At 56.3% G+C, this 15,374-nt stretch carries 12 protein-coding genes and 1 pseudogene; 12 read left to right on the top strand and 1 reads right to left on the bottom strand.

Annotation, left to right across the window (positions count from 1 at the left end):
- Positions 1–317: 317 nt before the first annotated feature.
- The 3 genes from nrdJ to ETC00_RS09385 all read left to right on the top strand — a co-directional run bounded on the left by nrdJ (position 318) and on the right by ETC00_RS09385 (position 3,557).
- Positions 318–2,573, top strand: a complete 2,256-nt coding sequence (gene nrdJ, locus ETC00_RS09395; RefSeq protein ID WP_171565738.1) for a ribonucleoside-triphosphate reductase, adenosylcobalamin-dependent — start codon at positions 318–320, stop codon at positions 2,571–2,573.
- 152 nt (positions 2,574–2,725) lie between these two features.
- Entirely contained in the window at positions 2,726–3,157 is a 432-nt protein-coding gene (locus ETC00_RS09390) for an acyl-CoA thioesterase (RefSeq protein ID WP_171565737.1), read from the top strand.
- A 1-nt stretch (position 3,158) separates the two neighbouring features.
- Complete coding sequence (locus tag ETC00_RS09385) at positions 3,159–3,557, top strand: FxsA family protein (protein ID WP_371808889.1); 399 nt, start codon at positions 3,159–3,161, stop codon at positions 3,555–3,557.
- A 44-nt stretch (positions 3,558–3,601) separates the two neighbouring features.
- Here the strand turns inward: ETC00_RS09385 and ytvI are convergent, their stop codons facing one another.
- On the bottom strand, positions 3,602–4,726 hold the full coding sequence (gene ytvI, locus ETC00_RS09380) for a sporulation integral membrane protein YtvI (RefSeq protein ID WP_171565736.1): 1,125 nt from the start codon (positions 4,724–4,726) through the stop codon (positions 3,602–3,604).
- Positions 4,727–5,079: 353 nt separating this feature from the next.
- Here ytvI and citZ point away from each other — a divergent pair, with 353 nt between their 5' ends.
- The 9 genes and pseudogenes from citZ (at position 5,080) to ETC00_RS09335 (ending at position 15,366) form a co-directional block, all read left to right on the top strand.
- Positions 5,080–6,192: a citrate synthase gene (gene citZ, locus ETC00_RS09375; protein WP_171565735.1), complete on the top strand. Its 1,113-nt coding sequence runs from the start codon at positions 5,080–5,082 to the stop codon at positions 6,190–6,192.
- A gap of 147 nt (positions 6,193–6,339) precedes the next feature.
- Positions 6,340–7,623 (top strand): NADP-dependent isocitrate dehydrogenase, encoded by a 1,284-nt coding sequence (icd, locus tag ETC00_RS09370; RefSeq protein WP_171565734.1) that lies wholly within the window; start codon positions 6,340–6,342, stop codon positions 7,621–7,623.
- A 71-nt stretch (positions 7,624–7,694) separates the two neighbouring features.
- Entirely contained in the window at positions 7,695–8,633 is a 939-nt protein-coding gene (gene mdh, locus ETC00_RS09365) for a malate dehydrogenase (RefSeq protein ID WP_171565733.1), read from the top strand.
- 260 nt (positions 8,634–8,893) lie between these two features.
- Entirely contained in the window at positions 8,894–9,589 is a 696-nt protein-coding gene (locus ETC00_RS09360) for a response regulator transcription factor (RefSeq protein ID WP_171565732.1), read from the top strand.
- Between the two features lie 15 nt (positions 9,590–9,604).
- Positions 9,605–11,374 (top strand): two-component system histidine kinase PnpS, encoded by a 1,770-nt coding sequence (gene pnpS / locus ETC00_RS09355; RefSeq protein WP_171565731.1) that lies wholly within the window; start codon positions 9,605–9,607, stop codon positions 11,372–11,374.
- Between the two features lie 145 nt (positions 11,375–11,519).
- Positions 11,520–12,176: pseudogene (gene phoU / locus ETC00_RS09350) on the top strand (phosphate signaling complex protein PhoU).
- 150 nt (positions 12,177–12,326) lie between these two features.
- Complete coding sequence (locus ETC00_RS09345; protein ID WP_171565730.1) at positions 12,327–13,418, top strand: PRK06851 family protein; 1,092 nt, start codon at positions 12,327–12,329, stop codon at positions 13,416–13,418.
- A 72-nt stretch (positions 13,419–13,490) separates the two neighbouring features.
- Entirely contained in the window at positions 13,491–14,414 is a 924-nt protein-coding gene (locus tag ETC00_RS09340) for a VanW family protein (RefSeq protein WP_171565729.1), read from the top strand.
- Between the two features lie 526 nt (positions 14,415–14,940).
- A complete protein-coding gene (locus ETC00_RS09335) occupies positions 14,941–15,366 on the top strand; it encodes a MarR family winged helix-turn-helix transcriptional regulator (protein WP_171565728.1) in 426 nt (141 codons plus the stop codon).
- Positions 15,367–15,374: the final 8 nt, after the last annotated feature.

Genomic DNA, 15,374 nt, shown 5'->3' with positions numbered 1-15,374 from the left:
TCGTTTTGTCATGCCGCTTTTTCGATATGCCTCATCGTTCTGCCCTGTCCATACTGCACGGTGGACAGGGCGGTTTTCTTTTCGGGCACGCTAAGTGCAGGAGGGGGGCTGAAAAACGACAAAAAATCTGCTAAAATGAGGACTTCGTGAGCGTGTTTTCTCCCGGCAGGCGAACAGCCTTGTCAAGTCCCTTTTTTCACAAAAACACTACATATTGTGTTGTCGAAAAATATTGCACACAACATATAGAAAAAACTATTGAGTTTTTGCGGGAAAAGGGGTTAACTAGAGATGATAGTATTGAAGGAGGAACCGACATGTTGGCTACAGAGACGAGAACCCGTTTTTTGCGGGATGAATTTCTGGACCGTTACCCCGATTTCCCGCCGCACATGAATGCACTGGGACAATTCGTTTATTATCGGACGTATTCCCGTTTTCTTCCGGAAAAAGGCAGACGGGAGACTTGGAAAGAAACCTGTCGCCGTTCGGTGGATTACAATATCAAGCTGGCCTATCAGCATCTGCAAAAGATCGGGCTAACCCCTGATCTGCAGGAACTGGAGAAGGAAGCGGAAGGACTGTTTGATAACATGTTCAATCTCAGACAGTTCCTGTCCGGCCGCACCCTCTGGGTGGGCGGAGCGGAAAACGGCGTAGCTGATTTGTATCCGCTGGCCAATTTCAACTGTTCATTCCTGAACATCAAATCCTGGGAGGATCTGTGCGACCTGTTCTACCTGCTGTTGGTGGGAACAGGCGTCGGCTTCAAGTGCACGAAGGAGATGGCGGCAGGACTCTCGCCGATCCGCACCAATGTTACCCTGCTTTCCTCGGAGTACAAGCCCCTGCCCAAACACCAGCGGCTGGAGCGCTCCGAACTGAAAGTGCTGGAAAACGGCTTTGCCAAAATCTACGTCGGTGACAGCAAGGAAGGCTGGGTCGAGTCGCTGCGCCTCTACCTGGACATCCTGACGAAAAAGGAATATGAGCACATCCATACTGTGAAAATCTCCTACAACAGCGTCCGCCCCAAAGGGGAGCGGCTGAAGCGCTTCGGCGGTACGGCCAGCGGCCACGAACCGCTTCGCGAAATGTTTGAGGGCATCGACAAGGTGCTGAAAAACAAAATCGATCCGTATCTGGAGCCAATTGAAAGCGACGAGAAGGGCTACGGAAAGGTGCGTCCGATCCACATTCTCGACATCGGCAACTTGATCGGAGCCAACGTCGTGGTGGGGGGCGTACGCCGTACGGCGGAGATCTTCCTGTTTGACCATGACGACTATGAGTGCCTGTTTGCCAAATACGGCATCAACGGATTCTGGACAGAAGAGCAGCTCGCTCATCACCGCATGGTGGGCGAACTGTTGGGCGATCGGAAGCCGTCCTGGTTTGACACGATTCAAAAGGTGGGAGACGGCCGCTTTGGACTGGATCATCGCCGCATGTCCAACAACTCCATTGCCTTCACGAAACAGCCGAGCCGGGAATTTTTGCACCTCGTCTTTACGATGATGCAGATGGAAGGCGAGCCGGGCTTCATCAACCTGGAAGAGGCCAACCGGCGCCGTCCTAACGCGGAGGGGCTCAACCCGTGTGCGGAAATTCTGCTCGACTCCTACGGCGTGTGCAACCTGACCACCGTCAATCTGGTGCAGTTCGTCAAGGAAAGCCCGGATGGCTCCAAATACCTGGATCTGGACGGCCTGTTGGACGCGCAGCGCAGATCGGCCCGCGCCGGACTGCGCATGACGCTGGTGACGCTGGAACTGCCTCACTGGGACAGGGTGCAGCAGCGTGACCGTCTGCTCGGCACGTCGCTGACCGGAGTAAAGGACGCCATCGCTTCGCTCGGATACACCGAGGAGCAGGAGGTGGAACTGCTTCGTCTGCTCGGTAAAGCTGCGCGTGAGGAAGCAAATCGCTACGCATACGAGCTGCGCGTCAACGCGCCGCTGTTGGTGACCACGGTGAAGCCGGAGGGCACGCTCTCCCAGGTGGCCGGCGGTGTATCCAGCGGTCTGCACTGGTCCCACTCGCCGTACTACATCCGCCGCATTCGGATCAACGCCGAAGATCCGCTGGCAAAAGCGGTTCAGGCGTTGGGCTGGAGAGTCCATCCGGAAGTGGGCACGCCGGGCGACACCCACGAGGAGCGCATGGCCAACGCCCGTACGCTGGTGATCGACTTTCCGGTGGCTTCCGGAGCCAAGGAGACCAAGGAACAGGTCAGCGCCAGACGGCAGTTTGAGACCTATTTCCGCTTCCAGAAAGAGTATACGGAGCACAACTCCTCCAACACGATTACGGTTCGGCCGGAAGAGTGGGGCGAGGTGGAAGAGATCGTCTACTCCAACTGGGACAACTTCGTCGGTGTGTCGTTCCTGCAGCTCGACGGGGGCACGTACCAGCTTGCTCCGTACGAAGCCTGCACCAAAGAGGAGTACGAAGCGCTGAAAGCGTCGATGAAGCCGTTTGACCCGGCCATCCTGCAGCAGTTTGAGAACGGCGGCGATTCCGACCTGGTGACGGCGGAATCGTGCGAAGGCGGCGCGTGCCCGATCCGCTAACGCCCCCGTATTACAGCAACCAAAACCGGAGAAGAAACGAACTGCTTCGTTCTTCGCCGGTTTTTTTGTCCGTCCGCAAGGGAAAGGAGGCGGCGGAAAGCAGGTTTTATCGCAGGACTGTGGTACAATAACAGGAGAAAGGGGCGGTTGCATTGAGTGCGGTTGTACATACTCACCGACTGCAGGTGAGGTACGGCGAAACGGATCAGATGGGCGTGGTCTATCACGCCAACTATCTGACCTGGTTTGAAGTGGGGCGGACGGAGTTTCTTCGCCACTCGGGGCTAACCTATCGCGAGTTGGAGGAAAAAGGGGTGCTGCTGCCGGTCGCGGAGGCGACGCTTCGGTACAAGCTGCCGGCGCGGTACGATGACTGGGTGGAAATACGCACGCGGATCGAAGAGCTGACGCCGGTGCGGCTGACATTTGCCTACGAGGTGTACCGCATCCCGGACGAGACGCTGCTGGTGTCCGGCAAAACGATGCACGCCTTCACGACGCCGACGATGAAACCGATTCGTCTCTCCCGTGCGGAACCGGACGTCTATGCCTGGCTCCTGGCTCAGTACGAAGGAGGAGCGTAGCATGCTGTTTCGCATCCTTGTGGTCTTGTTTGTCGTCGTGCCGGCGATTGAGCTGTGGGGTCTGATCGCGGTAGGCAAAGTGATTGGCGGCTGGAACACGGTGGCGCTGGTGATCCTGACCGGACTGGTTGGCGCCTGGCTGGCCAAACGGCAGGGCATGCAGGTGCTTCGGCTGCTGCAGCTCCAGCTCTCGCGCGGCCAGATGCCGACGGAAGCGCTGATCGACGGCGCGCTCATTCTCGCGGGCGGAGTGCTGCTGTTGGCGCCGGGCTTTTTCACCGACCTGTTCGGGCTGTTGTTTCTCATCCCCTACACGCGGTTAATCGTGCGCCATCTCTTGAAGCGCTGGCTCTGGTCGCTCATCTCCAGCGGCCGCGTGCACATCCTTTTCCGCAGGTAAATCGGCGCCAGGACACGAAAAAAAGGAGGAATGGCGCCTCCTTTTTACGTGCCCTTGATGTATCGCCAGATGTCGGAAAAGACGTCCGCCTTCACCAGTGCATTGATCAGCACAAGTGAGACGGGACCGATGATCAGCCCGAGAAAGCCGAACAGTTTCAGGCCCACGAACAGGGCGACCAGCGTCAGCAGCGGGTCGAGACCGACGTTTTCCGCCACCACCTTGGGTTCGATGATCTGACGGAAAATCAACACAATCGCGTAGAGGATCGACAAGCCGATCACCAGGCTGTAGTTGCCTTTGAAAAAGAGATAGACAATCCAGGGGATAAAGACCGTCCCTGTGCCCAGATACGGAAGCAGATCCACCAGACCGGTGATCAGCCCGATGGTGATGGCGTATTCGACGCGCAGGATCAACAGGCCGACAATCACGATCGCGGCGGTGAGCGAAATCAGCGTCAGCTGCGCCTTGCCAAAGCCGAACAGCGCGGCTTTCAGGTCTTTGAAAATCTGATTCAGCCGTTTGTTTACGCCCTTTGGCATAAGGCGGCGGAAGCGCGCTTCCCAGAGGAAGAAGTCCTTGGCAATGAAGAAGGCGCCCAAGATCGAAATCACCAGCACAGTCGCCAGGTTCGGCAGCGAGAGGAGCAGGTTTTTCAGCCCTTCCAGGAACTGCACGATCAGGTGCTGACCGGCCTGGGTGATCGAGGTGATCCCTTTGCCCACGGTGCTGTCGATCTTTTCCTTGTAACTGGGGTCTAGCTGCTCGTAGAACCATTGCACCTGGTTGTACAACCCCATCAGGAAGTCTTGGGAGATCGTCCGCTGCAGGTACGTGCCCAGCTCGTTGGCAAACCCGGGCAGCTGTCTGGCCAGTTCCCCGATCTCGACGACCGTCTCGGTGACGACCAGGGTGACGACGCCGGCGGTAAGCACCATCAGCAGAAGCAGCGCGACGGTCACCGACAGCCAACGGGGAATCCGAGCCTTTTTCGTCAGATAGGTGACCGGTCGGTGGATGATCAGCGCGATGACTAACGAGATGAGAAATGGGTAAAGTAAGGGTAATGCAAATTGGGTCAGCTTGAAGCCCGCGTACACGAGCAGACAGACCCAGATTAATCGAAGCAGTTGAAAGAGGCGTTCCACCCAGTTTTCCCGATTCAAACGCGTTCTCCTTTCTGGCCCCAAGGGGACGGCGAACTTCCATGTACCTATTATGCAGCATGCTTTCCGGGGCTGACAAGTTTTGGCTGGACCTTGCGCTTTCCGGGCAAGTTGTACTTTTTTCATTCACAAAATCGCTATAATCTTTTATAATTGTGTCGAATTACGGTTGGATTCTTTTTATTGCCATGCAGTTGCAAGGCCATCCGGTCTCTCCTCCTCTTTCGGCCCGACGAGAAAGCGAATGATGAACCTCAGCACTTCATTCACAGCGGAGGGGGGTAGTAAAAAGAACCGCCCCTACTTCATCCTGACAACTTCATATAGCTTAGAGTGGAAAAGGAGAGAGTTACATGACAGCTACTCGTGGACTGGAAGGCGTTGTTGCCGCTCAATCTTCGATCTGTTCCATCGTCGACGGTGTGCTCAGCTACGGAGGCATCAACATCGACGAACTCGCTGAAAACGCTACCTTTGAAGAAGTCGTATACCTGCTCTGGCATGGAGCCCTACCGAAGCGCGATCAGCTGGAGGCTTTGAAAAAGCAGTTGGGTGAAAATGCTGCGGTGCCGAAAGAAGTCATCGACAGCATCCGCACTTATCCGAAAGGCGTACACCCCATGGCGGCGTTGCGCACAGCTGTCTCTTCGCTAGCGCTCTACGACCAAGAGGCGCAGGACATGTCTCCGGAGGCCAACTACCGCAAGTCGATTCGACTGGTGGCACAAACTCCTACCCTGGTGGCAGCGTTTGCGCGAATCCGCAAGGGAATGGAGCCGGTTGCCCCCAATCCGTCTTACAGCATCGCGAAAAACTTCCTGTACATGTTGACGGGGGAAGAACCGTCGGAGACGGCCGTGAAGGCATTTGACGTTGCGCTGATTCTGCACGCAGATCACGAGTTCAACGCGTCTACGTTCTCCGCGCGCGTCACTGTCGCAACTCTGACTGACATCTACTCCGGCATCGTCTCTGCCATCGGCACGCTGAAAGGGCCGCTCCACGGCGGCGCAAACGAAGCGGTGGCAGCCATGCTGGCGGAAATTGGCACCATCGACAACGTGGAATCCTACATCCGCAAAAAACTGGACAACAAGGAAAAGATCATGGGCTTCGGACACCGCGTGTACAAGGACGGCGACCCGCGTGCCAAGTGGCTGAAACAAATGTCCAAAGAGCTGACGGCACAAGTGGGCCGTTCCGACCTCTACGAGATGTCCGTCAAAATCGAAGAAATGGTAACCGGCGAAAAAGGCCTGAAGCCGAACGTCGATTTCTACTCCGCGTCTGTTTACACCTCGCTCGGACTGGAAAGCGACCTGTTCACGCCGATCTTTGCCATCAGCCGCATGTCCGGTTGGACCGCGCACATCATGGAGCAGTATGAAAACAACCGCCTGATCCGTCCGCGCGCTGACTACACCGGACCGGTCAACCGGCATTACGTGCCGATCGACCAGCGCTAAGACCTTTGCTTTTCCGAGCGTGGAGGAGGCGGCCGCCAAAGCGGTGCGACACTCCTGAGCGCAAGCTTGAGAACTACCACGTCGCGTGGTAGTTCTCCTACGTCTGGAAATATTCTTTCACTACTTTTTCACACTGGAGGGATTCTTGTGTTTAAAACCCTGTCGCAGCCTGCTGCCGGTGAAAAAATCACGGTAGACAACGGAAAACTGGTGGTTCCCAACAACCCGATCATCCCGTTCATCGAAGGTGACGGTACCGGTCCCGACATCTGGAAAGCGGCTGTCCGCGTACTGGATGCGGCCGTGGAAAAGGCGTACAAAGGCGAAAAGAAAATCGCCTGGTTTGAGGTATATGCAGGAGAAAAAGCGTTCAACCAATTCGGCGAGTGGTTGCCGGAGGATACCCTGACTGCTGTTCGCGAATACCTGATCGCAATCAAGGGTCCGCTCACCACGCCGGTCGGCGGCGGCATCCGCTCCATCAACGTGGCACTGCGCCAGGAGCTGGACCTGTACGCGTGCGTGCGTCCGGTTCGCTACTTCCAAGGCGTTCCGTCTCCGGTGAAACATCCTGAATTGACTGATATGGTCATTTTCCGCGAAAACACCGAGGATATCTATGCCGGTGTCGAGTGGGCGGAAGGCACCCCGGAAGTGAAAAAGGTTATCGAATTCCTGCAAAAGGAAATGGGCGTGAAAAAAATCCGCTTCCCGGAAACCTCCGGTATCGGCATCAAGCCGGTTTCCAAAGAGGGGACCGAACGTCTGGTGCGCGCGGCAATCAACTACGCGCTGGCCAACAAGCGCAAATCCGTCACGCTGGTGCACAAAGGCAACATCATGAAGTTCACCGAAGGCGCGTTCAAAAACTGGGGCTACGAACTGGCTGAGCGCGAATTTGGCGACAAAGTGTTCACCTGGGCACAATACGACCGCATCAAAGCGGAAGGCGGCGACGCTGACAAGGCGCAAAAAGAAGCAGAAGCAGCAGGCAAAATCATCGTAAAAGACGTGATTGCCGACGCGTTCCTGCAGCAAATCCTGACCCGTCCGGCTGAGTACGATGTCGTGGCTACACTCAACCTGAACGGCGACTACATCTCCGACGCACTGGCAGCGCAAGTGGGCGGCATCGGTATCGCACCTGGCGCCAACATCAACTACCTGACCGGCCATGCCGTATTTGAGGCAACCCACGGTACTGCTCCGAAATACGCTGGTCTGGACAAGGTAAACCCGTCTTCCGTCATCCTGTCCGGCGAAATGATGCTGCGTCACCTGGGCTGGAACGAAGCGGCAGACCTGATCATTTCCTCCATGGAAAAAACCATCTCCGCGAAGACCGTAACCTACGACTTCGCTCGTCTGATGGAAGGCGCAACTGAGCTGAAATGCTCCGAGTTTGCCGATGCCCTGATCAAAAACATGTAATCAATCCAACAGAGATGTAAGCGAGACGATCACCGGCTTTTGCACTTCAAAATAATTGGAGGCGAACCAATATGGCATTCCAACGCAAAAAAATCGCTGTCATCGGCAGCGGCTTTACCGGTGCTACCACGGCATTCATCCTGGCGCAAAAAGAACTGGGAGACATCGTGCTGGTTGACATTCCGCAACTGGAAAACCCGACCAAGGGGAAAGCGCTGGACATGATGGAATCCTCGCCGGTGCTGGGCTTTGACGCCAACATCACCGGTACGGCCAACTACGCTGACATCAAAGATGCCGACCTCGTGATCATCACTGCAGGCATTGCGCGTAAACCGGGCATGTCCCGCGACGACCTGGTGAACACCAACGCGGGCATCATGCGCTCCGTGGCTGAACAGGTGAAAACCTATGCGCCCAACTCCATCGTGATCGTGCTGTCCAACCCGGTAGACGCGATGACCTACACCTTCTTCAAAACGTCCGGGTTCCCGAAGGAGCGGGTCATCGGCCAATCCGGAGTGCTGGACACCGCCCGTTTCCGCACTTTCGTGGCGATGGAACTGAACGTCTCCGTAGAAGACGTAACCGGATTTGTGCTGGGCGGTCACGGGGATGACATGGTGCCGCTGGTGCGCTACTCCTACGCAGGCGGCATACCGTTGGAAAAACTGATCCCGAAAGATCGTCTGGATGCCATCGTGGAACGCACCCGCAAAGGCGGCGGCGAGATCGTCAATCTGCTGGGTAATGGCTCCGCTTACTATGCGCCGGCCGCTTCCCTGGTGCAAATGGCGGAAGCGATCCTGAAAGACAAGAAGCGCATTCTGCCGGCGATCGCCTACCTGGAAGGCGAATACGGATACAGCGACCTCTATCTGGGCGTACCGACCCTGCTGGGCGGAAACGGCCTGGAAAAAGTGATCGAGCTGGATCTGACGCCGGAAGAAAAAGCGGCGCTCGACAAATCTGTCCAATCGGTTCGCAACGTGATGAACGTGCTCAACTAACTAAGTGAGCAGTACGTCCGGCAAACCGGTATTCCCCTGTCAAGTGACAGAAGGTAAAAAGCCCTGAATCAAGATGCCTGAGCTCGGTATTGTACCGGGCTCAGGTTATTTTTTGCAGACAAACTCCAGGCGGTTATTCTTTACTGAAAATTAACTTGTAAAGCTGTTTGGGCATCTGGCAGACTAAAATTGAGTTTTTTCGTTGTTTTGGTAAAGCTAGCTAGCGAGAGAAGGACGCAAAACCTGGGGGGTACTGGCTTGTGACCAAAATTTTGGTTGTAGACGACGAAGTGTCGATTGTGAAGCTGCTGCAGTTTAATCTGGAAAAAGCGGGGTTTCAGGTAGTGACCGCGTACGACGGCAAACAGGCGTTGGACGTGATCAGAAGTGAACAGCCCGATTTTATCATACTGGACTTGATGCTGCCGAAAATGGACGGCATGGATGTGTGCAAGACGCTTAGGCAGGAGCGGAACAACACGCCGATTCTGATGCTGACCGCCAAGGACGACGAACTGGACAAAATTCTCGGCCTGGAACTGGGAGCGGACGATTACCTGACCAAGCCGTTCAGCCCGCGGGAAGTGATCGCCCGCGTCAAGGCGATCATGCGACGCGTCCAGACGGGGAACGAATCGGCGGCGGCGCTGGACGAAGTGATGCTGCAGTTTGGCGAGATCCGCATCTATCCAGAAAAATTCGAGGTGTACCGGCGGGACGACAAGGTGGAGTTGACGCCCAAGGAGTTTGAACTGCTCCACTACCTGGCCAGCCATCCCGGCCGCGTGCTGACCCGCGATCAACTGCTGAACGCGGTCTGGAACTACGATTTCATCGGGGACTCGCGCATTGTCGACGTCCATGTCAGCCATCTGCGCGAGAAGTTGGAGGACGACACGAAAAATCCCCGCTACATCAAAACGGTGCGCGGGTTGGGTTACAAACTGGAAGGATGACGGGAGGCCATTTCCTTGACGCGCTTTCGCATCAAACTGACCATGACCATTCTCGGACTCATCTCGCTGGTCCTTGTGCTGATGGGAACCTATTTTGCGAAGGTGTTGGAGCAATCCTACCTGCAGACGCTGCATGAACTGCTTTCCCGGGAGTCCAAACTGGTGGCCCAGGTAGTTCGCTCTCCCGAGGTCTTTTCCGACGTGAAGATGCTGGCTGACCGTGTGAGCCAGGTAGCCCCGGAAGAGGTGCGCCTTACGATTATCGACCGGACGGGGAGGGTGCTCTATGACAACAGCACACATAAGGAGGAGATGGAAAATCACGCCGACCGGCCGGAATATGTCGCGGCGCTGAACGGGGACATTGGCATTTCCCGCCGCTACAGCGAAACGATGGGCTACGACATGATGTACGTGGCCGTGCCTGTCAAAGAGGGAGACAAGACCATCGGGGCCGTCCGTTCCTCCATGTCGATGAAAGACATCACCGACACCGTCCACAACATGTGGTACAGCCTGCTTACGGGACTACTGGTGACGCTGGTAGTCGGGGCGATTGTCGTCTCGCGCATCTCCTACAGCATCATTCGCCCGATTGAGGAAATTACCCGGGTGGCCCGCAATATTACCCAGCGCCACTACGAAAGCCGGGTGCGGATCAAGTCCAATGACGAGATCGGCCAATTGGCGGGTGCCATCAACTTCATGGCCTCCAGCCTGGAACAGCAGATGTACGAAATCTCCGAAAATCAGCAACGCCTCACCGGCGTGCTTACCAACATGACCAGCGGGGTGATCTTCATCTCCGAAGAGCGGCGGATCATGCTGGTCAATCCGGCCGTTGAGAAGCTGCTCGGCACGTCCGGACACGATCTCGTCGGCCGGCTGCACATTGAGGCGAGCAAAAGTTTTGGGCTTAGCCAGTACATCGACCGCTGCCTGGACACGGGGGAAAAGTTCCGCCAGGAGGTGCACATCTACTACCCGCAGGAACGCATCCTGGACGTGAGCTTTGCGCCGTACATCAACTTCAAGGGAGAGGCAAAAGGTGTGGTTGTCGTCCTGCACGACATCACCGAGATTCGCCGCCTGGAGAAGATGCGCAGTGAATTTGTCGCCAATGTCTCGCACGAGCTCAGGACGCCGATCACGTCCATCAAGGGGTTTACCGAGACGCTCCTGGATGGCGCGATGCAGGATAAGGAAACCTGCCGCAATTTCCTGCAAATCATCTACGACGAAAGTGAGCGGCTGTACCGCATGATCCGCGATGTTCTCGACCTCTCCAAGATCGAGCAGAAGCGCATCCAACTGCAGATGACCCCGGTCCATGTGCAGGAGCTGATCGCCTCGACGGCCGCAATCGTGCAGGAGCAGGTGAACCGCAAGCGGTTGTCGCTCACCCTGCCGGACCCGGAGCCGGCGGTCTGGCTGACGACGGACAAGGACTGCCTGCAGCAGATCGTGCTCAACCTCATGTCCAACGCCTTGGCCTATACTCCGGAAGGCGGCTCTATCACGCTGCGCGTCAAACAGCTGGGGGCGCAGGTGCAGATTCAGGTGGAGGACACCGGCATCGGCATCCCGGAGCAGGACATCCCGCGCATCTTTGAACGGTTTTATCGCGTGGACAAGGCGCGCAGCCGGGATTCCGGCGGCACCGGCCTGGGGCTTGCCATCGTCAAGCACCTGGTGGAAAACCTGCATGGCCAGATCAGCGTGGAAAGCGTGGAAGGAAAGGGAACCACGTTTACGGTGACGCTGCCGTCAGAAGGATCAACGTAACGCGAGAGTCGAAGGGCTCTCGCTTTTTCTTTTGGCCGCCATGCTGTTTGCTGATATTTTACAACTTTACACTACGCTAACAATCTCTTCACTCCCTGTATACAATCCCCTTGTAGCATTGGGTGTACAGAATGGAGGGGAAGGTATGGCACGGCACGCATTTGAGGAACAACTGGATGTCCTGCACCGCAGCCTGATGTCCATGGGCACGCTGGTGGAGGAAGCCATCCACAAGGCGATCAAAAGTCTGGTCGAACGGGACGCGGATTTGGCCCAACAGGTTATTGAGCATGACACGATGATCAACGAACTGGAGCATCAGATCGAAATCGGCTGCTTTCGCCTGATCGCGCTATAGCAGCCGGTGGGCAGCGACCTGCGCCGTTTGGGCACGATGCTGAAGCTGGTGACCGATTTGGAGCGGATGGGCGACCACGCTGTTGCCATCGCCAGGACGACGCGCCGGCTGATGGTGGAGCCGTACGTCAAGCCGCTGATCGACATTCCGCTGATGGCAGACCACGTCAAGGCCATGGTGCGAGACTGCCTGAACGCCTACATCACCCGCGACAAGGAAGCGGCCAGAGAAGTTGCCCTTCGCGACGACGCCGTCGACAAGCTGTTTTCGACGATTTTCCGCGATCTGATCGACGTGATGAGCAGCAACAAGCAGTCCATCAACCAGGGCACTCACCTGCTGTTTGTGGCCCAGTACCTGGAGCGGATCGCCGACCACGTCACCAACATCTGCGAGTGGATCTTTTACCTCAACACCGGCAAGATGACCGATCTGAACAAGTAACGCCCATCATACCGGGCAGTCCGCGGGCTGTCCGGTTTTTTTACGGCTGCAAGGCGCACATTTTCTTGCCGTGGGCAGAAGCCTATCGGTTCATGATCGCATAGGATAAACCGATCCGACATGACACACAACATCCAGGAGGGGTTGTCAATGAATACAAAGGAGCGACATATATTCGCGGGCGGCAATACGGCCAGAGGATACCGTTGTTTTTTTGATTCCGTCCTGGCGGAGATGGACTGCCTGTTTGTCCTGACTGGCGGAGTGGAAGGCCTGGCTTCAACATTGATCAAACAGATTGGTGACGAACTTGCCCCCCGCGCCGGCAGCGTGGAGTGGATTCATTCCCCGTTTGTCAACGGCGCCTTTGACGGAGTGATTTTTTCTGATCTGCGGGCCGCCGTGGTGGATGGGAGCTATCCGCGTGTGCTTCAGCCGAGGGCGCCGGGGCTGATTGAGTCCTATGTCAACTTGCAGGCTGTGATTGACACAAATCGCCTGGCTCCCCGCAGGAATCTGATTGCGACCTGGTTCGAAGCGCTGTACCAAAAGACGCAGGAAGCGTACGAAGCCTTTGCCCAGGCGCTTGCCATCCACGACGAGTGGGAGGAAATCTACATCTCTCGCCTGAATCGGGAAAAAGCCAACCGCGTCGCAGAAGAAGTGACGGAGCTGTTTTTTGGAGAGGAAACCCTGCCAAAGAACGCCCGCATCCGGCACATGTATCTGGGCGCAGCCACACCGTCCGGACCGGTTGATCACATCGCCAATCTGACCGCCGACATCGGCAAACGCTACTTTATCAAAGGGCGACCCGGTTCCGGCAAGTCGACGATGCTGAACAAACTGGTGGCGGAAGCAAAGCGGCGCGGTTTCGACGCCGAAGTGTACCACTGCGGACTGGACCCGAACAGCCTGGACATGGTGATCCTGCCCGAAAAAAGCATCGCCATTTTTGACAGCACGGCGCCGCATGAGTACTTCCCCGACCGAAGCAGTGACGAAGTGATCGACATGTACGCCCGGGCCATCGAGCCGGGCACTGACGAGGTGTTTGCCGACAAACTTGCCGAGATCAGGGGGCGCTACGCCGCCGCGATGAAAAAGGGAACCGCCAGCCTGGCCGAAGCGCAGATATGCCGCCATCGCCTGGCTGACATCTACGGACAGGCGGCCGACCGTGATAAAGTGGAGGCTGTTCATCAGTCCATTGTGCGTGAACTGACCGCGCGGCTGGCCTGACGTTCGGCTGCCGCCCGTGCGCATGAAACCCGTTCGGCTGCTCATACTATGCGGAGGAGGTGAGCAGTCCGGATGGGTTTCCCTGTTGTGTTGGCACTGCTCTTGATGGCCAATCCGCTGGATGCGACTGATTTTTTGCGGGTCGAATGGGGAGAAGAGACGATTGCCATACTCGACCGCGCCGACTATACGCTGCCGTTTTCAGGAGTTCCCCTGGTGGACGAAGCAAAGCTGGAGAGGGTTATCAAAAGCGTGGCGGAACAGGTGTACCAGGCACCGGTGAACGCCACGATTGACGGAGCAGGCAGGATCGTTCCCGAGAAGCGGGGACGGGCGCTGCATGAAAAAGCGTTTACCGAACAGGTCTACGACTACTTTTACGGAAGCGGTTCGAAAAGCATCACGCCCGCCATTCGCGAGGTGATGCCCAAGGTGGACCGCGAACTGCTGAACCAGGTGCGGCAAAAGTTCATCGGAGGCTACTCCACCTATTACAATCCCCGGAACAAAAACCGTTCTCATAACATCATGCTGGCTGCCAAGGCGATTAACAATTACGTCGTCCTGCCCGGAGAAATCTTTTCCTTTAACAAGGTGGTTGGCCCACGCACTCGGCAAAAGGGGTATCTGGAAGCGCCAATTATTGTCAGGGGAGAACTGTCCGAGGGGATCGGCGGGGGTATCTGTCAGGTATCGTCTACCCTGTACAACGCTGTCGATCGCGCCGGCATGCACATTTTGCAGCGATACTCCCACAGCCGCCACGTCGCGTACGTCCCGCCCGGGCGGGACGCCACAGTGAGCTGGAACGGGCCTGATTTTGTGTTTCAGAACAAGTACGCGTATCCCATCCTGATTCGCGCCTATTCCGGAAACGGACAGATCACGGTTACCATCCATTCATTCCCGGAAATCGAATACGAACCCAGGCATGTGCCCAGTGTGCGCAATCACATGCCGGAAGAAACGCCGGCAGATCCGCAGCTTCCGGACTAGACAGCACCCGTTGCGAGGTGCTGTCAGCGTGTAGACAAAGTCCGTGGCGCATGGGTGATCGGGCCCGCTCGCTCTCTTGGCGACCAGCAGAGAAGTTGGCAGCGTCCGCTTCAAAACGCGACGCGGGCAGGGGGCAAACATCTGGGTAGTTCGAGGAAGTGAGACTTGTGCCCCCTGTATCCCCCACGTCTTTCGTTTTTCCGCTGGGCAGGTCGTCAAAGGAGCTCACTTGGCCCATCACTCCATGCCATGTCCTTTTTCTGCACCTTCGGTTGATCAATGTGCAGGCCTTCCGGCCTGGAAACGATGGAGGAGCGTTTCCTCGCGGAACTTCAACGATTGGCTTCAGTCCGGACAGCACCCGTTGCGAGGTGCTGTTTTTGTTTGGGCCGCTGCGCCCGAGGCGGCTTGTCGGATGTGCTGTGCGCACGAAAAACGTATTGTCAAGGATTTGAAAAAGGCGTAATATATATTTCGTGTTTAAAATTTCGGGTACGAAATAATTCTGAACGAAAGGAGGCGCATGATGAGCAAGCCGATCTTGGTGAGAGATCTGTTAAAGCGGCTTAACAAAACGCTGACTACTATCGCGACCAAAGAATTGGCGAAATTCGGATTGACTGTGCCGCAATTGATGGTGCTCAAGCAAATCCAATGCGAGCCCAAGACGATCGGTCAGATCAGCAAGGCGGTCGACCTGTCCTACAGCACGGTCTCGGGCATTATCGACCGGCTGGAGCGGGAACAAATGGTTGAACGCGTCCGCGACAAAAAGGACCGGCGGGTAGTCTGGATTCGCGGCACGGGCAAGGTGAAGGAAAAGGTCGAGCAGATCCCGATCTTTTCCGAAGAGTATTTCAACAAGTTGTTCAAAGACATTTCCGATGAGGAGATGGATCAAATCGTCCATGTACTCGAGACGCTGATCGAAAAACTGGAAAGAGAAAGTTGAGGAGAAAC

Source organism: Brevibacillus sp. MCWH, from assembly GCF_013096935.1.
In the GTDB taxonomy this organism is placed as follows: Bacteria; Bacillota; Bacilli; order Brevibacillales; family Brevibacillaceae; genus Brevibacillus; species Brevibacillus aydinogluensis.
Note: the sequence above shows the minus strand (reverse complement) of the source record. Positions and strands in the feature narration are given on the sequence as shown.

Coding starts and splice junctions, on each gene's coding strand:
- ETC00_RS09335 (WP_171565728.1), top strand. CDS start 14,941: ATGAGCAAGCCGATCTTGGTGAGAGATCTGTTAAAGCGGCTTAACAAA.
- citZ (WP_171565735.1), top strand. CDS start 5,080: ATGACAGCTACTCGTGGACTGGAAGGCGTTGTTGCCGCTCAATCTTCG.
- ETC00_RS09345 (WP_171565730.1), top strand. CDS start 12,327: ATGAATACAAAGGAGCGACATATATTCGCGGGCGGCAATACGGCCAGA.
- ETC00_RS09385 (WP_371808889.1), top strand. CDS start 3,159: ATGCTGTTTCGCATCCTTGTGGTCTTGTTTGTCGTCGTGCCGGCGATT.
- ETC00_RS09340 (WP_171565729.1), top strand. CDS start 13,491: ATGGGTTTCCCTGTTGTGTTGGCACTGCTCTTGATGGCCAATCCGCTG.
- mdh (WP_171565733.1), top strand. CDS start 7,695: ATGGCATTCCAACGCAAAAAAATCGCTGTCATCGGCAGCGGCTTTACC.
- nrdJ (WP_171565738.1), top strand. CDS start 318: ATGTTGGCTACAGAGACGAGAACCCGTTTTTTGCGGGATGAATTTCTG.